Here is a 16,565-nt window from a genome sequence, read left to right on the forward strand (position 1 = left end):
GGGCTCATGGTAAAACCTCCCGCTCATTACCAGTGAACTGGCAGGCGGTCTGGAGTAGCGTCTCCTGTGCATCGCGGTCACAACCCGCCATGCAGTCCTCACGGCCCGCGCCCGCCCCCATAACGGCGCGGGCCACCTGCGCGGATTTGACGACATGCATGCTTAGGCGAGTCGCCATGAATGCATTGACGCGCTCAGCGGTGGCGAGGGTCACGGTCCTGCCCCGTTCCAAGCGGGACACCAGCTCGGAATTCCCGCAAGCTGCTTTACCGAAATAGGATTTCCCCATGCCGGTGCGTTGCAGGAAGTCTTGAATGTTAGAAAGGAGATGCGACGACATGGCAGAACGTTTATCCGCAATAGCGGAGAACGTCAATAGCCGCTATCAAGGACGTGCACTGGTCCCCGCATTAACCGATATTGCGGGCATGGAGACGGGATGGCGGGACCGGCTTGAGGAAGCTCTCAGGCGTGCTGGACGATCAAAGCGAAGCGTGTCTCTGGCTGCAGGGTGCGGACCGGGATACCTTCACGATGTCTTGAATGCGGGAAAAGAACCGACAATAGACCGCCTTCTGCGTATAGCGGATGTTATTGGTGTAAGTGTTTCTTGGATTATATACGGTATTGAGCTCGACAAATCTGGCGAGGAGCTCCTTAGGTTGTATTCAGGGATGTCTGCGAAGCAGAGGAAAGCTTTTCTTGATCTGGCGCGCTCGACTGCTGAGACAGAATGAAGCCATCTTTAATGATTGAAAGTAGAATCTTCTTCTGGGCAATAGACAGTTTATCTGTTGCTTGCTTGAAAGTGCGAGCGTGTTCATCGATAGTCATTTGTCCGCGCGACATAATCCGCCCCCGGGGATCAGATCAAGCGATTCCGAACCGATATCGCTGTTGATCGGCAGCCGGCTATCAAGTTGACCGCTTCGTGTGGCCCAAGCGCACTACTGCCCGGCAGCTAAACAAGCCACCCGCGAATGTGGGATTTGGGAATGGACAGGAGTGGATAGAGCTAATCCGCACACTGTCGACGAAACATTTCTTAGTATCCATCCCTGGCGTGCCCCCGCTTCCGATGTGACAACTAAGTTACGCCAGTGCCGTTCACGCTCAAAGCGGAAAGATGTCAGCCACACTGACATGGCTCATCCAACCTACATTAGGGAATGGCGTGAATTCCGCGGTCTAAAGCAGCAAACCGTCGCGGAGATCACCGGACTTTCCCGTTCAACCATTTCCATGATGGAGACCGGCAAAGTCGGCTACACCCAGCACAGCCTAGAAGCTATTGCTCGCGCACTCCACACCGAGCCCGGCTACCTTCTCCTCCACGACCCCAGAGCAGATCGACCATTTTGGAAGCGATGGCTTGAGCTGTCGGCCGAACAGCGGGACCAACTCGCTAGCTCGGCCCGACGGCACATTTTGCGATTAGCCGTCAAGGCACCGAGGCCGAACCGTCCGCTATAGCGCGGGCAGGGCCATTGCCCTTCATGCATCTGGACGCCCCAAGCGTATCCGCAATTGCAAATATTCTCTATTGTCATACTCCGCTATTGCGGATATTGTCCGCCCATGCTCGCCATCCTTTGGGGATAGTCGCCATGCAGCTCGGCATCACCGTTCGCGACCGCGTCACGGCGCGCGCCACTGACCACGCCTACGGGCTGAGCCCCGCGCCCGAGCCGGCGGTTCGCATCTGCCGCCTGAGGCGGTTGGCGCGGGCAGTCATCGGAATTTGGCGCAGATGCCGGCGCGCGTTGCTGGAACCGTCACCCGATCCCTTCGAGGTCACGTGCGCCTTGCTCAGCGCCGCCAAGCCGGGCGACCTGGTGCACCTGCCGAGAGGCATCTGGGTTGAGAGATTAGATCAAGATGACGCGGAGCAAGCCGCATCCGGCCAAGCAGCCTCCAATCAGGTCGAGGACGAGCCCGGTGCGGCGCTGCTTACGCGAACGGCCGTGCACCCGCAAGACCGGCTCCCCAAAACTGGACAGGATCGCTACACGATAAGGATGATTGATGAATTCGCCAATACCGGCAAGGATCATCCCCAGCCCAATAAGGAAAATGCTCTCATTCCCCACAGTAATGGCGGGAACAACGATGGCGGCTCCGGCAGCCATTAGGGCGGTATACCATGCCGTGTATTTCCCAATTGCCTGGGCTATGCCGGCCCCGTGATCACCCATTGGGCTCTCCTTTGCTGTTTCCAAAGGGGGGTTCAGGACCACCCCGCGTGCCTTCGCGCGGGGTGGTCCAAAGTCCAGTCAAGCAAAGCGCATCATAATACAGTCGGAGCAGGAACCCATGCATGTCATCCCGGGGTTATCCGCCGTTGAATCCCTTGCGCAGTCAGATGTGCGCACCACGATGCCTCATCATGAGAGCGGCCCGGCTCGGATTGAGCCCACGCAGCCGCAGGCCGGATCAATTCCCGTGGTCGGCGTCGATGATCCGTTGCTTGGCTTCCTGCGTAATCTCGCGAACCATCTGGGCAGCTGCGACCTGAACGGAGACGGTCTCCCGTTTGCCTTCACCTGCCAGGGCGCCGAACTGCTTCAGGCTGTCGACAACGCGAAGCTCGATGTCGGTGACCAGCTGGCGGGCTCCCCTGGCGTCGTAGCGGCTGAGGGCCACGGCCATGTCCTTGAAGGCCTCGCCAAGGATTTTCGCCGCGAGCTGAGCAGCGATGCTCTGCATCTCTACCGGGCTTATTGGCTTTTCTGCCACCAGCGAAACCTCCCCATTTTGATCTCTGCCGTGCTGTTTGCGACGGAAACCGGAGCGGCGCCGCGCACCGCCAACGCGGCGAGCCCAACATGAGTCAAGAAGACCTTAGTCTTACTATTCAGGAGGGGGACAAGTGAGCCTCATCTTTCAGTTATCCGCAGTAGACTTGCTTGCGCAGTCAGATGTGCGCACCACCGCATGCCATTGGGAGGCAGCCCGCGCTTATGATCGCGCCCATGGCCTGAGCCACGCGCCGAAGTCCGCGGCCCGCATCGGTCGCGTCACCATCCGCGAGACTGCGCTGCTCAACCTGATGGCCGCGGTGATCGTCGAGGCTGCCGTGAAGCGGGGCCGCGTCACTCAGCACGATTTCGATCAGGCCGGCATCACCGAGCAAGTCGCCAAGCGATATCGCGATAGCGCCTATGCCCGCGCCATGGCCATGGAGCCGCGCCTGCCCGCCATGCTGGAGGCGTGAACCCGGCCATGAACACGGTCACGACCTGGCTCACCCCGTGGTTTTCGATCTCGGTGGACTATGGCTGGCAATCCGTGGGCTTGGGGTTCACCGTCTACCACTGGCCGCAAGACCCGCCTCAGCTCGCCTTGCATCTCGGTCCGCTCGAGATCTGGTTCAATCTTGGCCCTCGGAGCCGCGAGCCATGAGCCAGGGCGCACGGATCATCAGCTTTGCCGGCGCCCGCGCCGCGCGCGGCTTACCACCAGTGGAAAAGCGCGCGGCGATCCAAGCGCCACGCAAATGGCGCGTAGGAGACGAGTGCCTTGTGCCGCGGCTTGACGGCCAAGGCTACGCTCCTGCCGTGATCACCGTCATTGACCGCACAATCTATGGCGGCCGGGCGATCGTCTGCCCCCTGCGCGGCTATGGCGCCGCGCTCAACTCGCAGCCGTTCGACGCACTGCGGCCGCGTCCAGGGCGAGACCAGCGAAACACCAGAACGAGGTAACGCCATGTCCATCGGTTCCACCGCGCAAAAGCAGCTACGCTCCTATGTCGAGCGCATCGAACGTCTGGAAGAGGAAAAGCAGGCCGCAGCCGGCGACATCAAGGAAGTCTACGCCGAGGCTAAGGCCATGGGCTTCAATGCCAAGATCCTCCGTAAGGTGGTGGCGCTGCGCAGAAAGGATCCCCGTGAACGCGAGGAGGAAGAGACGATCCTCGACCTCTACATGGGCGCCCTCGGCATGCTGCCGCTGTTCGAGGCGGCCGAGCAGCGCGACATGGAAATGCGGGAAAGCTTCACCCCGTCGGGGCCCCTGCTGATCGAGCATGATCCGGAAGAGCCCATCGTCGGCAGCCGCGAAATCAAGCTGCTCGAATACAAGCCGATCAACGAGCCCGAGGCGGCCGTGAGCTCCGCCGAGGAAAAGCCGAAGCGGAAGCCCGCCAGACGCAAGGCGAAGGCGAAGGACAGGGCGGCGGCGAGCAAGCAGCCAGGTCGTAGCAAGCGCACGGCATCACGCGCCCGCAAGCCCAAGATCGACGCGAAATCACCGGCCGATCTGCCCGAGCGCAGCGGCACCGCCGATTACCGCCGGCACGACGATTCCGGCATGGGAGCACCGGCCGATGCTTAAACGTCATGACCTCATCGACATTGCCGTGCAGGTCCGCCGCACCACTGAGCGTGCTGCCCTGGTGCAAGACGGCATCCGCGAGGCCTGGGTGCCGCTCGCACTGGTCGAACTCGCCGCCCAAGGCGACGGCACCCACACCCTCACCTGCCCGGAATGGCTGGCGCAAGAAAAGGGGCTGATCTGATGGCAAAGACCTATAGCCTCGATCCCGAGCACGTCTTGCAGGATTGCGATGCCACGGTAATCGGCAGCGGCCAGAATATTCTTGTCGGCTACGAATACGACCGCGACTCGATCATCATCGTCATAAAGGCCACACCAGACGATTGCCTCCGAGCTCAGCCGTCCTCAAACGGTCGATCGCGGATACTCGCCAGCACGAGAGGCTTCATCCCCCTGGATGTCGAGCGCCGGGGCGTCGAGGGATTCGAATACATTCGCGGGGCGAAGCTCAGCCTCAACCTCATCCTACCCAAACGCTGAGGATCACATGGCTGGATCACTCAACAAGGTCACGCTGATCGGCCGCTTGGGCAGGGATCCCGAAATTCGCCACACCAGGGATGGCCGTCCGGTTGCTTCCTTCAGCCTCGCCACGTCGGAACACTGGCGCGACAAAGCCACCGGCGAGCGGAAGGAACGCACCGAATGGCACAATGTGGTGGTGTTCTCGGAAGCCCTGGCCAAGGTGGCGGAGCAGTACCTCCGCAAGGGATCGCTGATCTATGTGGAAGGCCAGCTGCAAACGCGCAAATGGCAGCACCAGGACGGCAGCGACCGCTACTCAACCGAGGTGGTGCTGCAGGGTTTCAATGCCGCCATCACCATGCTGGACAAGCGGGACGACGGCGGCCGTTATGACCCGGCCACCCGCGGCATGGACCCCGGCCGCGCCGCCGGCACGAGCACGAGCGCAGTCGACCGCGCCTTCGCCGCCCAAGCACCGGCCCGCCGGGCTCACGCACCGGGCGCCTTGGCCGACCTTGATGATGAGATCCCGTTCTAACTGGAGTTCACGCCATGGCTCTCCGGTACCGCATCGACCCCGCTGATATTCACCCGGAAAAGGCAGCGCGCCGGCTGGGCCTGACATTGCCGGAGTTTGAGACGCAGCTGCCAAGGCTGCTGTCCCGCGGCTTCCCGGCACCGGATATGGACACCGGCATGTACGATCTCGAGGCGATTGATCGTTGGCGGCGCCGACGTCATCCGCACCTGTTTCCCGAGCAGGCGAGCGTCTTGACAGCTCAACCTGTTGCTCGCGATGCTGCCGACGTTGTCGGCGGGCGCATCGCGAGGCTCAGAGCACGTGGGTAAGGTGAAGATCCCTTATTACGTGGTGGTGAAGGGTCGTGGCTACTGGCGGCCGACGGCTCGAATGCGCTCGCTTGGGTTTACGATTGTGCGATGCGGGGCCGACGGCCCGGCCGCCTGGGCGATCGCAGCCCAGTGGAATCAGCGTTGGCAAGCTGCCCGCCGTGGCCTCGCAGGTTCTCTGGTCGCAACCGCGGCCGAGAACCCATCCTCGGAAGAGGCAGAGGAAAAGGCAATCTACCCGGCCGAATCCTTAGGCGATGCCTTTCGACGCTACCGACGCACAAATGAGTGGCGGCTGAAAAAACCGAGAACCCGGGAAGATTGGTGGCGTGGTTGGAGGCGGATCAGGCTGGTATTCGGTGATGTGGATCCACGCAGCGTCAAGATGGAGGATATCAGTGCCTGGCGAGCGGCGATCGAAGAGACTGTATCACTGCGGGAGGCGCACCGCGCTCTGAAGATCTGGCGCGCGCTGTGGAAGGTGGCCGCGGCGATGAAGTATTGCGAGCGAGACGAGGATCCGTCGCTCGTTGTACGCAACAGAGCTGAAAGGGGCCGCTCCGCCACCTGGACCGAAGGCGAGGTCGTTCGCCTTGTAAAACAGGCTTGGCGAGAGGGATACCGCGGTTTGGCAGCAGCTATGGCCGTGATGTGGGACACGCAGTTCTCTCCGGGAGACGTCAGATCGCTCACGGCCGGCCAAATCGCCTGTCGGGAGGTCGGCGGTATCTTTTTCACCGAGCGCGGCAAGACAGGCGCGTCGGTTGGCGGAATTCTATCGAAGCGGTCCGCCAAACTACTGGATGCCTATGTGAAGACGTTGGGCTTCGCGTTGCACGATGACGCGCCAGTGTTCCGGACCCGCGGATTGACGGCTGTTGGTGCTGGCGGCGGCCGTCCCCGTCCACCTTCGCCGTACACAAAAGACCGATTTGCCGCCGATTTCAGAGTGATTCGATCATTGACTTTCGGGGAAGGTGAAGACAGGCAGCTCCTGGACTTTCGTCGTTCCGGAGCTGTCGAAGCGATTGCCGGCGGCGCCGAAGCGGAGCAGTTGTCGCGCGCCATGGGTAACAGCCTGTCGGCTTCCAACAGCCTCTTCGAGACTTACGTGCCCGTGAAGCACGGCATTGTTCGGGAGGTGACCCAAGCCAGGAAGAAAGGTCGGCGAAAACTTCGCTCCGAGAACGAATAATGCACGAAAAGTATCAACTCGCCGGTCCGAAAAGTATCAACTTTTCAGCGCGCTTCCGCTAAGTCATTGAAAAGATGGCGGGAGTGACGGGACTCGAACCCGCGGCCTCCGGCGTGACAGGCCGGCGCTCTAACCAACTGAGCTACACCCCCGTCCCGAGGACGGGCCGGACGATTATGCCCGTCCGGATGGCGCTCATGTAGGCGATTGGCGGTCATGAAGTCAAGCGACGATCACCAAGATCTTCCTACATTTTTTCCATATCTGGCGAGAATGCCCGCCGCCCGGCGCCACGCATCTGGGGAAGCCCACGCGCCACAGGTTTGACAACTTTAGATTGCACAGACCGCATCGTGTTCAATATCAGTGGCGAGCCATGAAACCTCTTCCGACTGAAGTGCCCAGCGGGACGCATCTTCCCATGGGCGAAATGCCTGCCCCCACTCTCCCGGCCGCGCATTCTGCGGCCGCCCAGCCGCAATTCCTCCCCTTTCCACCGCTCACCGGCATCTTCGAGCAGGCCATCGAGACGTCGACTCCCCCCAAGTTCATCGGCGAGGCAGTCGAACAAAGGCTCGTCGACTATCTCAAGCTGTTCGTGGACCAAAAGCTTCATGAGATCCCAGGGTTCGAGGCAAGGGCCATCGATTCAATCCTGAACGCGTTGCAGTCTGCATCGCACCAGGCAGCGCAGCAGGACGGCGCGATTCCCCTCACCGAGCACGAGATCCAGCTCTGGCGCGCAGAGCTTGCGCCTGAACTGCAGCACTTGATGGACGTCGCCAAGACCGCAGCCCAGTCGGGCTCGCGTGCCGGCGCCACGGCGGAGCCGAGCATGGAACCGTCCCTTCCCGCAGCGCATGGCGAGGGCGGTTCGGCGGAGCACGCCGCCGCGCTCGCACTGGACGGCCACGGGCATATCGACCCAAGCCAGCAAGACTTCTCAACCCCTTTCTGAGAGGCAACGGCGCTCGCAACCCCTTTCGCCACAGCCCGCCTCGGGATCGCGGGAGAAGGGCGCAAAAGGCCGATATGGCTGTGGTGGATTTCACCGCCTGCCCGGAGGATGCCCGAGTTGCTCCCCAAAAAGGGCACGATGTCCGCCTATGGGATTATCGGGGCCTCAGCATCGAGGAGCAGCAATGGTGCTATATGGAATGCTGGCCGTGTCCGCGTCAGTGGCCCTCTATCTCGGCATCGACTGGGCCTGGGATCGGGTCAAGCGCAAGCACAACCGCCGCGCGATGCGCCGGATCGTCGAGCGGGAGGAAGCGGACGTCAGGTGAAGCTCCGGCTTGGGACCGCCGGGCCGATGCACCGCCGGGCCGATGCCCGGCGGAGACATCGTCGAGCTGCACGGGAAGCGCCGCGCTTCCTCCTACATGCGGTGTCCTATCTCTTGTGCCGACTGGTAGGGGGTCGTGCTGGTCATCAGGCCCGCTCCAACCTCCAGGATGCCGAATATCAGATGCGGCCAGAGCACCTGGTCCGCGAAACCGAAAAGCCAGGGGGATATGGCCAGAAACAGCCCGCCGACGACGTCCAGCCCGAGATGGGCCGTCATGGGGATCGCAGAGACCACGCCCAGCTCATAGTCGGTGAAGAGGCTGTAGACGATGACCCCCGCACCCAGCAGGATCGGGATCCATTGCGCTGCGCCTCCATTGGCGAAACCAAACAGCCAAGGCGACACGATCAGGACGATGCCCAGCACGTAATCCAAAGCGCCATGTATCTTTGTCGGAATAAACCGCATCTCCGCCCTCCTCGCATGAAGATCTCATCACCACCCAACCGCACTTTCGGCTCGCGGGTTCCCCTGTCGGGCGAAGCGATGTCGAGCTGAGAACGCTGCGGGCTCGGCGACGTCTCCCGGCTACTGCTCGGAGACCGGCATGCCTTCGGGCGAGACCAGATACCAGGTTCCGCCGAATTCCTGCTTGCCGTGGCCGCTCAGCTCGCTTTCCCTGCCGGTCTGGGCGCCGCCGCCTCCGGTCTTCTTCACGTAGCGATAGAGCGGCCAGCCGTTGAAGGTGAGCTGGACCGAGCCGTCCCGCCTCTCCATTCTGCCGATCAGGCTCCGGTCAACTGGGCCGTCGGTCTTCACGCCATCGTCCGCGATCACCGGCGGCCAGACTTCGGCGCAGGCGTCGTAGCAGTTCGAGACCGGCAGCTGCGTGCTCGTGCCCTGTTGGTCCGCCGTGAACAGGTAGTATTCATGCTTGCCCTCGTCGGTCAGGTGGGGGCCATATCGACCGGCGTTGAAGATTGTCATGGTGACATCCGCCTGGGCGGCCGGTGAAAGGCCAACCACGAGTGCGAGGGCCAGAAGAAATCTCCGATGTGCCATACGCGATCCGTCCATGCTGGAGCTCCGGTATCAACGTCGGCCGCGACGAAGGGTTCAGATGGCAGATCGGAAAGCGCGGGCGCGGGCGGAGAGAGTCGATCGGCCGAACACCCCGCAACCTGCGATGGCCCGCGCAGTTGATAGGGATCATTGCCGTGAGGAGGACGAGCATGACCGAACGGGCCGGCAAGCCGATGATCGCCCGCATCTGGCGGGGCCGCACCCGCCGCGAACGGGCAGACGAATACGAGGCCTACAACTACGAGGTCGGGGTCAAACCGCTGATCGAAAAGGCCCTGGGGGTGCAGTGCCTGCGGGAGGACCGGGGGGATGAGAGCGAGTTCGTCACCATCTCCTATTGGGAGAGCATCGAGGCCATGTCGCGGTTCACGGGAGGGGATCCCACCAAGATCCATCATCTCGACCGCGATGCGGAGTTCCTGATCGCGCTGCCCGAGCGGGTGCAGGTCCTGCGCATCCGGGCGAGTCACGGAAACACGGGCGCAGACGGCCGATAGCCCTACCCTGCCCCGCCAGATGCGCTGCTCTCTCCGGGCACAGGTGCCTTGCCGAGATAGACGTCGTTCAGCCCGGGATGCTCCAGCAGCTCCGGGCCGGGCGCGGACAGCACGTTGCGCCCCACCTGCAGCGCATAGGCGTAGTCGGACAGGGGCAGCGCCACCTTCACGTTCTGCTCGACCAGCAGCACGGCGATGCCTGAGCGGGCGATCGCCACGATGCGTTCGAACACGGCCGAGACGACCTGCGGGGCGAGCGCGGCCGAGGGTTCGTCCAGCAGGAGCAGGCGCGGCTTCAGGATCAGGGCGCGGGCGATGGCCAGCATTTGGCGCTCGCCGCCGGACAGCACGGAGGCCATTTTTCCGAGTCGTGGCTCGAGTTGCGGGAAGAAGCTCAGGATCCGGGCGAGCTCGTCGGCCGGCGGGGATGCCTGCATGATGCGGAAATGCTCGGCCACGGTGAGGCTCGGGAAGATGTTCTCGACCTGGGGCACGTAACCCACGCCGGCGGCGACAATCTCCTCCACCTCGCGGCCGGCGAGTTCCTGGCCGGCGAGGCGCACGCTGCCGCCGCGCGGCTTGAGCAGGCCCATGATGGCCTTGAGCACGGTGGATTTGCCGGCGCCGTTCGGGCCGATGAGCGTCACGATCTTGCCCGCATCCGCCTCCAGCGAGACCCCTTGCAGGATGTTGGTGTCGCCGTAACCGGCCACGAGATCGCGCACTTTGAGCAGGCTCATGCGGGCGCGCTCCCGAGATAGGCGCTGAGCACGCGCGGGTCGCGCTGCACCTCGCCCGGTGTTCCCTCGATCAGGATCGTGCCTTCCACCATCACGCAGATGCGGTCGCTGATCTCCATCACGGCTTCGATGTCGTGCTCGATGACGAGAACGCAGATGCCCTCGGCGCGCAAGGTCTTAAGATGCGTAAGCAGCTGGTCGCGCAAGGCGGGCGCCACGCCGGCGAAGGGCTCGTCGACCAGCAGCACGCGCGGGCCCACCATGAGGGTGCGGCCCAGCTCCAGGAGCTTCTTCTGGCCGCCGGAGAGCGCGCGGGCGGCATTGCCGGCAACTCCCGTCAGGTTCAGGCGCTCGAGCATCTCGCGGGCGCGCGCCGTCACCCGGGCCTCCGCCTGGGCAGTGCGGCGCCAGAACAGCAGCGCGGCCACGATGCCTTCGTCAGCCATGTGCGAGCCGGCCACGCGCAGATTGTCGAGTACGCTCAGATCGCCGAACTCGCGCGGCACCTGGAAGGTGCGGACAAGGCCACGCTCGGCGATGACATCGGGCCTGAGCCGGTCGATCCGCTCGCCATCGAGGCTCACGCTGCCCGCGTCCGGGCGGATGAAGCCGCTGATCACGCTGAACAGGGTGCTCTTGCCCGCCCCGTTCGGGCCGATGATGCCGGTGATGGTGCCGGGCTGCGCCGTAAGCGAGACGTCCTGCAGCACCTTGAGGCCGCCGAAGCTCTTGTGGATGCCGTCGACCTTCAGCATGGGCTAGCCGCTCCGGGTGGATGGCGGCAGCAGGCCGGAGGGCCTGAACAGCATGCACAGGACGAGCGCGGCACCGATGAGCATGAAGCGCAGGGCGCCGAGCTGCGATCCATCGAGGGCAAGGCCGAGGTCGTTGAGGAAGCGCGTGCCTTCCAGGAACAGGATGAGCAGGAAGGTACCGAGAATCGTGCCGAGATTGCTGCCGCTGCCGCCGACGATCACGGCGATCCACACGTTGAAGGTCACCTCCGGGGTGAACTGTTCCGGCGAGACGAAGGTGAGGTAATGGGCATAGAAGGCGCCGGCAAGGCCGGCAATGGCAGCGCCCAGGACCAGCGAGCGCGTCTTGAAGCTGACGATGTTCTTGCCCAGCGCCGCGGCCGCCATCTCGTTGTCGCGGATGGCGCGGAGCGCGCGGCCGAAGGGGGCACGGGTCAGTCGTTCCAGCAGCAGGAAGACGATGGCCGCGGCGATCACCAGAGCGGCGAGGATGGCGGCGCCCCGCTCCGTGGCGGGCAGTCCGGCGAACAGGCTGGGAATGCCGGGCACGCCGGAGGGCCCGCGGGTGAGCCACATCTCGTTTTCGAGCACGCTGCGCACCACCTCGCTGAAGCCGATGGCGGTTATGGCGAGGTAGTCTTCCTTGAGGGTGACGGTGAGGCGTCCGAGCGGCCAGGCCGCCAGGCCCGCCAGAAGCGCGCCCGCTGCCATGGCCAGCGGGATTGGCAGGCCGGTCAGCGATAACAGGCCCGATGTATAGGCACCGATGGCGAAGGAAGCCACATGGCCGAAATTGATGAGCCCGGTCTGGCCCCATTGCAGGTTCAGCGCCAGGCCGAGCAGCACATAGATCAGGCCGATGATGGCGATGGCGATGAGATAGCTGATCATTTCGCCACCGCCTTCGCACCGAACAGGCCTTGCGGCCGGATGAGCAGCACCAGCACGATCATGGCGAACACCGCGGCGACCCGGTAGGTGGGCAGCCAGTAGATCGCGGCAAGCTCGCCGACAATGCCGATGATGAGGGCACCGGCTAGGGTGCCCGTGACGCTGCCGACGCCGCCGAGAATGACGGCGGCGAAGGCGGGCAGCAGAAGCTGCCAGCCGAGATAAGGAGTGAGCACCGCCTTGATGCCGAGCAGGATGCCGCCGAGCCCGGCAAGGCCGGCACCGATCAGCCACATCAGGCTCACCACCCGCTCCGAGGCAACGCCTGCCACACGGGCGAGGCTCGGATTGTCCGAGACCGCGCGTAAGGACCGGCCGAATGCCGTGTAGCGCAGCGTGATATGGAGGGCGGCAAACACGGCCAGCGTCGCCAGGATGATCATCAGATCATAGGGCGAGATACGGAAGCCCGCGAAGCGATAGGCCCTGAGCAGCGGCAGGTCGAAAGCCTGCTGATTGCTGCTCCAGATGAAGGTCACGAGGTAGCGCAGGAAGAAGGATACGCCCACCGAGGCGATGATCAGGGTGATGGCGCGCTCGCTGCGCAGCCTGCGGTAGACGAGCTTGTAGGCCCCAAAGCCAGTGGCCGCGACTGCGGCGATGCCGATGAGCGCGGCAAGCGGAAACGGCGTGGCGAGGCTCGAGGCGAACAGCAGGGTCACATAGGCGCCGATGGTGGCGAGGTCCACATGCGCCACATTGACGAAGCGGGAAATCCGGAACACCAGCGACAGGCCGACCGCCACCAGCGCGATGATTGCGCCGGTGGAGATGCCATCGATCACCGTCTGGATGAACAGCTGCAAGGAGTATACTCGGCTTGATCACTGCACGGGCGCATGCGGATGCGCCAGGGTACATCCGCCGCCAAAGGCCCGGAAACATGAATTCCCGGGCCGTTCTGCTGCGACGTGCTAGCCTTTGACCGGGCCCTTGAAGTCGAGCTTGCCGTTCTCGGCAATCCAGTAGCCGAAATAGGGTTTGGCCTCGCCGGTCTCGTCGAAGTTCATGTTGCCGCCGACGCCTTCATAGTCGATCTCCTCGCCGGCGCGGATCGCATCGAGCGCTTCCTTGATGGTGTAGACCTTCTTGCCGGGCGGGCTCGCCACCGCGCGGATCTTCTTGCGGAACTCCTCGGCGACCGCGCTCTTGGCCGCTTCGATGGCGAGCGCGCAGGTCACCACCATGTCATAGCCCATGGCCGAGAATGGATTGGCGAGCACCGGCTGGCCCGTCGCCTTCTCGTAGCGCTCCTTGAACGCGGCATAGGCGGGCGAGTCGAAATTGGGCACGGCACCGATCGACACGATGCCTTCGGCCGCCTCGGCGCCCACCGCATCGACCAGAGCGGGCGAGACCGCCCAGATCGGGCCGATCCACTTGGTCGGCTCGCCAAGCGCATACCACTCCTTGAGGATGATGGTGGTGTCGGGCAGGTAGGAGCCCAGGGCGATCACCTCCGGATTGGTGGACAGGGCCTTGGTCAGCTCTGCCCGGTAGCTGGGCTGGTTGGGGTTGTAGACGATGACGTTGCAGGTTCCGCCGGCGGCTTCGAACACCCGCTTGAACTCCTCGCCGAGGGTGAGGCCGGACGGGTTGTTGAAGGCCATGAAGGAGGCGTTCTTGTAGCCCTGCTGGATGGCGTAGGTGCCCATCATCTCGCCATAGGCGAGGTTGGAGCCGGCCACGGGCCAGATCCACTCGTCCTTCTTCATGTCGCGCAGGTCGGTCGTGCCGGAGAAGTTCATGTTCACGACCTTGCTCTCCATGACGATCGGGGCGACCGCCATGGTCACGCCGCTCGACCAGGTGCCGAGCACGGTCTGTACCTGGTTGACCTCGATGAGCTTCTTGGCGGCACGCACGCCGGCATCCGGGTCGGACTGGCTGTCTTCGCTGTAGAGGCGGATCTTGCGGCCGCCGAGCAGCCCGCCAAGCTCGTTGACATCAGCGGCGGCGAATTCCATGGCCTTCTGCGCGCCCGGGCCGAAGATGCTGCCCGCGCGGGTGATCGGGCATAACGTGCCGAAGCGGATCTCCTCCGCCTCCTGCGCCACGCTGATCCTCAGGCCGCCGGCCGTCGTCGCCAACAACGCGCCGAGGCCAGCGCTCCTCTGCAACAGATCGCGCCTTGAGATTCCCATCACACCCCCTCCTTCTCCCTGGTCTTGTGACCCCTCATTGTGCGAGGAAGCGATGATAAGGGCAAGCCCGGCAGCGTCAAGTGCATACACATTTGTCTTCAAGCATCGATGCGACGGCGTCGCCGACCCGACCGCGCGACATCGCGGCGCAGCGCCTCGTCCGGCATTTGCGGGGCGGGACAAGCATGCTAGCGACGGCAGGATGATGGAAGAGATCCCGTGAAAATGCTGCAGGCAGGACGGACGCGGTGGGTGGCGGTGTGTGCTGCCTACCTGCTGCTCGTCCAGACGCTGATCACGGCCTTCGCCTTGGGCGCGGCGGCTCTGGGGGCGCCCGAGCATGTGGCGCCGATCTGTACCAGCAGCACGGGCCCGTTACCGTCTCCCGCCAACGACGACAGGTCGTGGCCGCTGCCCAGCTGCTGTCTCGCGGGCTGCGGCCTTTCGGTTACCACGGCTCCGCTGCTCTCCCCGATCGGATCCTTGGGTCGGCCGCAACAGGTTGCCGTGGGGCGGCTGAACGCTGTCGCCACCGAAATCCCGATTTCGCCGCGCGAGCGAAGTCCGGGCAGGCCGCGCGCTCCCCCGGCCGCACGCTGAGCAAAGCTGCCTTGTCACCTTCTGCCAGCAAGACGACGGGCTGCCGCTCGCCGCGGCGAGCTCGCGAAAATGGAGTTTCTATGGTGTCTGCTGTTCAAACCTTCTGCGGCCTTGCAAGGTCAACCGCCACTGCCGCCTGTCTCGCGGCGCTCACGGTGCTCGCGCCGAGCGCGAGCTGGTCCCACGAATACAAGGTCGGCCCCCTGGTGGTCGATCAGCCTTGGTCGCGCGCCACGGCCGCCAAGGTCGGGGCCGGCTACGTCACGATCCGCAACCAGGGCGAGGCTGCCGATCGCCTGGTTTCCGCCAGCGCGGAGGTCGCCACATCGGTCGAGATCCACGCGATGAGCATGAAGGACGGGGTCATGACCATGCGCGCGCTGCCGCAAGGGCTCGAAATCCCCGCCGGCCAAGACGTGGCGCTCAAGCCCGGCGGCCATCACCTGATGCTGCTGGGACTGAAGCAGCCGCTGAAGCGGGGCGAAACGTTCCCCGGCACGCTCACCTTCGAGAAGGCAGGAACCGTGGCCGTCGAGTTTTTGGTCGAGGGGCCGGGCGCTGCTGCCAGCGGCCACGATCACAAGAGCCACTGACGCGGTATCCGCGACGCGGGGCACCCCCGCGTCGCTCCAATTCGACACCGCCTCCGTCCAGAAAAAGTCCGAAGCCTGGGCCAGATTGGCTCGCCGGGGGACCTTGCCCAGTCGGCCCCGGGGATCAGCATTTGGTGGAGTTGATCGTGGATACATTGACGAGACGGACATTCTCAATCGCAGCGGCTTCAATGTTTGCGGCCGGGCTGCTCGCGCGCAACGCGCGCGGAGCTGCGGCCGCCGAATCCGACGATCCCCTGTCCCAGAAGCTAGATGACATCGAGAAGCGGCTCGGCGGGCGTCTGGGTGCGGTGGTCATCGATACCGCAACGGGGAGACAATGGTCCCGTCGCGCCAACGAGCGCTTTCCGCTCAACAGCACGTTTAAGGCATTCGCATGCGCCGCGACTCTCGCCCGCGTCGATGCCGGCGAGGAGGATCTCACCAAGTCGATCACCTTCGATGCGAAGGACCTCGTCACCTATTCTCCGGTCACGGAGAAGCGGGTCGGCGGGAAGGGCATGACACTGTTCGAACTGTGCGATGCAACCATGTCGATGAGCGACAACAGCGCTGCCAATATGGTGCTTGGCAGTTTGGGCGGCCCGCAGGGGCTTACATCCTTCATGCGGTCCATCGGGGACGACGTGACCAGGCTCGATCGCTGGGAAACCGAGCTCAACGAGGCGACCCCCGGCGATCTCCGCGACACCACGACGCCAAAGGCGATTGCGGCGAGCTTCCAAAACCTCCTTGTGGGTGACGTGCTTTCGCCGCGCTCCCGCCAGCAGCTCGAGGACTGGCTGATCGGCAACGAGGTCAGCGGTCCGATGCTTCGCGCCGGCCTGCCGGCAGGCTGGCGCATCGGCGACAGGACCGGCGCGGGGGGCCATGGCTCGCGGAGCATCGTCGCGGTGATCTGGCCGCCGCGGCGCGACCCGCAGAAGCCCGTCATCGCGGCAATCTACATGACCGAAGTCCAAGCTTCCATGCAAGACCGCAACGCGGCCTTTGCCGAGCTTGGCCGCGCCTTGGTGCAAACCCTCGGCTGATCGCATTCCGGTGAT

The 16,565-nt window shown here is 63.9% G+C and carries 24 protein-coding genes, 1 tRNA gene and 1 pseudogene; 17 read left to right on the forward strand and 9 right to left on the reverse strand.

The genetic code is table 11. The features are described 5' to 3' along the window. Positions 1–4: 4 nt before the first annotated feature. A complete protein-coding gene (locus tag E4P09_RS02485; protein WP_137387989.1) occupies positions 5–340 on the reverse strand; it encodes a hypothetical protein in 336 nt (111 codons plus the stop codon). Between the two features lie 88 nt (positions 341–428). On the opposite strand from E4P09_RS02485, the gene E4P09_RS02490 reads away from it, so the two are divergent. The 12 genes and pseudogenes from E4P09_RS02490 to E4P09_RS02550 all read left to right on the forward strand — a co-directional run bounded on the left by E4P09_RS02490 (position 429) and on the right by E4P09_RS02550 (position 6,847). Continuing rightward, positions 429–737, forward strand: a complete 309-nt coding sequence (locus E4P09_RS02490; RefSeq protein ID WP_137389205.1) for a helix-turn-helix domain-containing protein — start codon at positions 429–431, stop codon at positions 735–737. Positions 738–1,143: 406 nt separating this feature from the next. Continuing rightward, a complete protein-coding gene (locus E4P09_RS26850) occupies positions 1,144–1,473 on the forward strand; it encodes a helix-turn-helix domain-containing protein (protein WP_137387990.1) in 330 nt (109 codons plus the stop codon). Between the two features lie 134 nt (positions 1,474–1,607). Then, positions 1,608–2,132, forward strand: a complete 525-nt coding sequence (locus tag E4P09_RS02500) for a hypothetical protein (RefSeq protein ID WP_137387991.1) — start codon at positions 1,608–1,610, stop codon at positions 2,130–2,132. A gap of 181 nt (positions 2,133–2,313) precedes the next feature. Beyond that, the gene (locus E4P09_RS02505) at positions 2,314–2,829 is read left to right on the forward strand and encodes a hypothetical protein (RefSeq protein WP_137387992.1); all 516 of its coding nucleotides are present in this window, start codon (positions 2,314–2,316) and stop codon (positions 2,827–2,829) included. Between the two features lie 40 nt (positions 2,830–2,869). Further along, positions 2,870–3,214 carry a hypothetical protein gene (locus E4P09_RS02510; RefSeq protein WP_137387993.1) on the forward strand — a complete coding sequence of 115 codons (345 nt, stop codon included), beginning with the start codon at positions 2,870–2,872 and terminating at the stop codon, positions 3,212–3,214. Positions 3,215–3,222: 8 nt separating this feature from the next. After that, positions 3,223–3,402: a hypothetical protein gene (locus E4P09_RS02515; RefSeq protein ID WP_137387994.1), complete on the forward strand. Its 180-nt coding sequence runs from the start codon at positions 3,223–3,225 to the stop codon at positions 3,400–3,402. Between the two features lie 306 nt (positions 3,403–3,708). Beyond that, positions 3,709–3,945, forward strand: a pseudogene (locus E4P09_RS26420) (DUF2312 domain-containing protein); the annotation flags it as partial. Between the two features lie 382 nt (positions 3,946–4,327). Beyond that, complete coding sequence (locus E4P09_RS02530; protein WP_137387997.1) at positions 4,328–4,519, forward strand: hypothetical protein; 192 nt, start codon at positions 4,328–4,330, stop codon at positions 4,517–4,519. Beyond that, entirely contained in the window at positions 4,519–4,818 is a 300-nt protein-coding gene (locus E4P09_RS02535; protein WP_137387998.1) for a hypothetical protein, read from the forward strand. Before E4P09_RS02530 ends, E4P09_RS02535 begins: the two co-directional genes overlap by 1 nt. Before the next feature lie 7 nt (positions 4,819–4,825). Further along, a complete protein-coding gene (gene ssb, locus E4P09_RS02540) occupies positions 4,826–5,341 on the forward strand; it encodes a single-stranded DNA-binding protein (RefSeq protein ID WP_137387999.1) in 516 nt (171 codons plus the stop codon). 14 nt (positions 5,342–5,355) lie between these two features. After that, positions 5,356–5,652, forward strand: a complete 297-nt coding sequence (locus tag E4P09_RS02545) for a hypothetical protein (protein WP_137388000.1) — start codon at positions 5,356–5,358, stop codon at positions 5,650–5,652. Beyond that, a complete protein-coding gene (locus E4P09_RS02550) occupies positions 5,645–6,847 on the forward strand; it encodes a hypothetical protein (protein WP_137388001.1) in 1,203 nt (400 codons plus the stop codon). Before E4P09_RS02545 ends, E4P09_RS02550 begins: the two co-directional genes overlap by 8 nt. Before the next feature lie 75 nt (positions 6,848–6,922). On the opposite strand, the gene E4P09_RS02555 is transcribed toward E4P09_RS02550, so the two are convergent. Further along, positions 6,923–6,999 (reverse strand) — tRNA-Asp (locus tag E4P09_RS02555). 269 nt (positions 7,000–7,268) lie between these two features. On the opposite strand from E4P09_RS02555, the gene E4P09_RS02560 reads away from it, so the two are divergent. Then, a complete protein-coding gene (locus tag E4P09_RS02560) occupies positions 7,269–7,805 on the forward strand; it encodes a hypothetical protein (RefSeq protein WP_137388002.1) in 537 nt (178 codons plus the stop codon). 184 nt (positions 7,806–7,989) lie between these two features. After that, positions 7,990–8,133: a hypothetical protein gene (locus tag E4P09_RS25845; protein ID WP_170984194.1), complete on the forward strand. Its 144-nt coding sequence runs from the start codon at positions 7,990–7,992 to the stop codon at positions 8,131–8,133. 92 nt (positions 8,134–8,225) lie between these two features. On the opposite strand, the gene E4P09_RS02565 is transcribed toward E4P09_RS25845, so the two are convergent. Then, entirely contained in the window at positions 8,226–8,603 is a 378-nt protein-coding gene (locus tag E4P09_RS02565) for an SPW repeat protein (RefSeq protein WP_137388003.1), read from the reverse strand. Positions 8,604–8,723: 120 nt separating this feature from the next. Continuing rightward, positions 8,724–9,212 carry a COG4315 family predicted lipoprotein gene (locus E4P09_RS02570; protein ID WP_137388004.1) on the reverse strand — a complete coding sequence of 163 codons (489 nt, stop codon included), beginning with the start codon at positions 9,210–9,212 and terminating at the stop codon, positions 8,724–8,726. Positions 9,213–9,367: 155 nt separating this feature from the next. Here E4P09_RS02570 and E4P09_RS02575 point away from each other — a divergent pair, with 155 nt between their 5' ends. Continuing rightward, positions 9,368–9,715 carry an antibiotic biosynthesis monooxygenase family protein gene (locus E4P09_RS02575; RefSeq protein ID WP_137388005.1) on the forward strand — a complete coding sequence of 116 codons (348 nt, stop codon included), beginning with the start codon at positions 9,368–9,370 and terminating at the stop codon, positions 9,713–9,715. Positions 9,716–9,717: 2 nt separating this feature from the next. Here the strand turns inward: E4P09_RS02575 and E4P09_RS02580 are convergent, their stop codons facing one another. From E4P09_RS02580 to E4P09_RS02600, 5 genes are all read right to left on the reverse strand, one after another. Continuing rightward, entirely contained in the window at positions 9,718–10,455 is a 738-nt protein-coding gene (locus tag E4P09_RS02580; RefSeq protein ID WP_137388006.1) for an ABC transporter ATP-binding protein, read from the reverse strand. Continuing rightward, positions 10,452–11,210, reverse strand: coding sequence for an ABC transporter ATP-binding protein (locus E4P09_RS02585; protein ID WP_137389206.1), 759 nt, complete (start codon positions 11,208–11,210; stop codon positions 10,452–10,454). The genes E4P09_RS02580 and E4P09_RS02585 overlap by 4 nt, the downstream gene beginning before the upstream one ends. Before the next feature lie 3 nt (positions 11,211–11,213). Further along, positions 11,214–12,101: a branched-chain amino acid ABC transporter permease gene (locus tag E4P09_RS02590; protein ID WP_137388007.1), complete on the reverse strand. Its 888-nt coding sequence runs from the start codon at positions 12,099–12,101 to the stop codon at positions 11,214–11,216. After that, positions 12,098–12,967 carry a branched-chain amino acid ABC transporter permease gene (locus tag E4P09_RS02595; protein ID WP_137388008.1) on the reverse strand — a complete coding sequence of 290 codons (870 nt, stop codon included), beginning with the start codon at positions 12,965–12,967 and terminating at the stop codon, positions 12,098–12,100. The genes E4P09_RS02590 and E4P09_RS02595 overlap by 4 nt, the downstream gene beginning before the upstream one ends. A gap of 108 nt (positions 12,968–13,075) precedes the next feature. Further along, positions 13,076–14,305, reverse strand: a complete 1,230-nt coding sequence (locus tag E4P09_RS02600; protein ID WP_170984195.1) for an ABC transporter substrate-binding protein — start codon at positions 14,303–14,305, stop codon at positions 13,076–13,078. Positions 14,306–14,985: 680 nt separating this feature from the next. Here E4P09_RS02600 and E4P09_RS02605 point away from each other — a divergent pair. Further along, entirely contained in the window at positions 14,986–15,498 is a 513-nt protein-coding gene (locus E4P09_RS02605) for a copper chaperone PCu(A)C (RefSeq protein ID WP_137388010.1), read from the forward strand. 191 nt (positions 15,499–15,689) lie between these two features. After that, on the forward strand, positions 15,690–16,550 hold the full coding sequence (bla, locus tag E4P09_RS02610) for a class A beta-lactamase (protein WP_137388011.1): 861 nt from the start codon (positions 15,690–15,692) through the stop codon (positions 16,548–16,550). Positions 16,551–16,565 lie beyond the last annotated feature (15 nt).

Source organism: Rhodoligotrophos defluvii (assembly GCF_005281615.1).
Lineage (GTDB): Bacteria > Pseudomonadota > Alphaproteobacteria > Rhizobiales > Im1 > Rhodoligotrophos > Rhodoligotrophos defluvii.

What these genes read in the sequence shown, in the direction of transcription:
- E4P09_RS02575 (WP_137388005.1), top strand. Translation starts at nt 9,368, where the DNA reads ATGACCGAACGGGCCGGCAAGCCGATGATCGCCCGCATCTGGCGGGGC.
- E4P09_RS02585 (WP_137389206.1), bottom strand. Translation starts at nt 11,210, where the DNA reads ATGCTGAAGGTCGACGGCATCCACAAGAGCTTCGGCGGCCTCAAGGTG.
- E4P09_RS02565 (WP_137388003.1), bottom strand. Translation starts at nt 8,603, where the DNA reads ATGCGGTTTATTCCGACAAAGATACATGGCGCTTTGGATTACGTGCTG.
- E4P09_RS26850 (WP_137387990.1), top strand. Translation starts at nt 1,144, where the DNA reads ATGGCTCATCCAACCTACATTAGGGAATGGCGTGAATTCCGCGGTCTA.
- E4P09_RS02500 (WP_137387991.1), top strand. Translation starts at nt 1,608, where the DNA reads ATGCAGCTCGGCATCACCGTTCGCGACCGCGTCACGGCGCGCGCCACT.
- E4P09_RS02535 (WP_137387998.1), top strand. Translation starts at nt 4,519, where the DNA reads ATGGCAAAGACCTATAGCCTCGATCCCGAGCACGTCTTGCAGGATTGC.
- E4P09_RS02530 (WP_137387997.1), top strand. Translation starts at nt 4,328, where the DNA reads ATGCTTAAACGTCATGACCTCATCGACATTGCCGTGCAGGTCCGCCGC.
- E4P09_RS25845 (WP_170984194.1), top strand. Translation starts at nt 7,990, where the DNA reads ATGGTGCTATATGGAATGCTGGCCGTGTCCGCGTCAGTGGCCCTCTAT.
- E4P09_RS02605 (WP_137388010.1), top strand. Translation starts at nt 14,986, where the DNA reads ATGGTGTCTGCTGTTCAAACCTTCTGCGGCCTTGCAAGGTCAACCGCC.
- E4P09_RS02505 (WP_137387992.1), top strand. Translation starts at nt 2,314, where the DNA reads ATGCATGTCATCCCGGGGTTATCCGCCGTTGAATCCCTTGCGCAGTCA.
- ssb (WP_137387999.1), top strand. Translation starts at nt 4,826, where the DNA reads ATGGCTGGATCACTCAACAAGGTCACGCTGATCGGCCGCTTGGGCAGG.
- E4P09_RS02545 (WP_137388000.1), top strand. Translation starts at nt 5,356, where the DNA reads ATGGCTCTCCGGTACCGCATCGACCCCGCTGATATTCACCCGGAAAAG.
- bla (WP_137388011.1), top strand. Translation starts at nt 15,690, where the DNA reads ATGTTTGCGGCCGGGCTGCTCGCGCGCAACGCGCGCGGAGCTGCGGCC.
- E4P09_RS02590 (WP_137388007.1), bottom strand. Translation starts at nt 12,101, where the DNA reads ATGATCAGCTATCTCATCGCCATCGCCATCATCGGCCTGATCTATGTG.
- E4P09_RS02485 (WP_137387989.1), bottom strand. Translation starts at nt 340, where the DNA reads ATGTCGTCGCATCTCCTTTCTAACATTCAAGACTTCCTGCAACGCACC.
- E4P09_RS02560 (WP_137388002.1), top strand. Translation starts at nt 7,269, where the DNA reads ATGGGCGAAATGCCTGCCCCCACTCTCCCGGCCGCGCATTCTGCGGCC.
- E4P09_RS02490 (WP_137389205.1), top strand. Translation starts at nt 429, where the DNA reads ATGGAGACGGGATGGCGGGACCGGCTTGAGGAAGCTCTCAGGCGTGCT.
- E4P09_RS02570 (WP_137388004.1), bottom strand. Translation starts at nt 9,212, where the DNA reads ATGGACGGATCGCGTATGGCACATCGGAGATTTCTTCTGGCCCTCGCA.
- E4P09_RS02580 (WP_137388006.1), bottom strand. Translation starts at nt 10,455, where the DNA reads ATGAGCCTGCTCAAAGTGCGCGATCTCGTGGCCGGTTACGGCGACACC.
- E4P09_RS02600 (WP_170984195.1), bottom strand. Translation starts at nt 14,305, where the DNA reads ATGGGAATCTCAAGGCGCGATCTGTTGCAGAGGAGCGCTGGCCTCGGC.
- E4P09_RS02515 (WP_137387994.1), top strand. Translation starts at nt 3,223, where the DNA reads ATGAACACGGTCACGACCTGGCTCACCCCGTGGTTTTCGATCTCGGTG.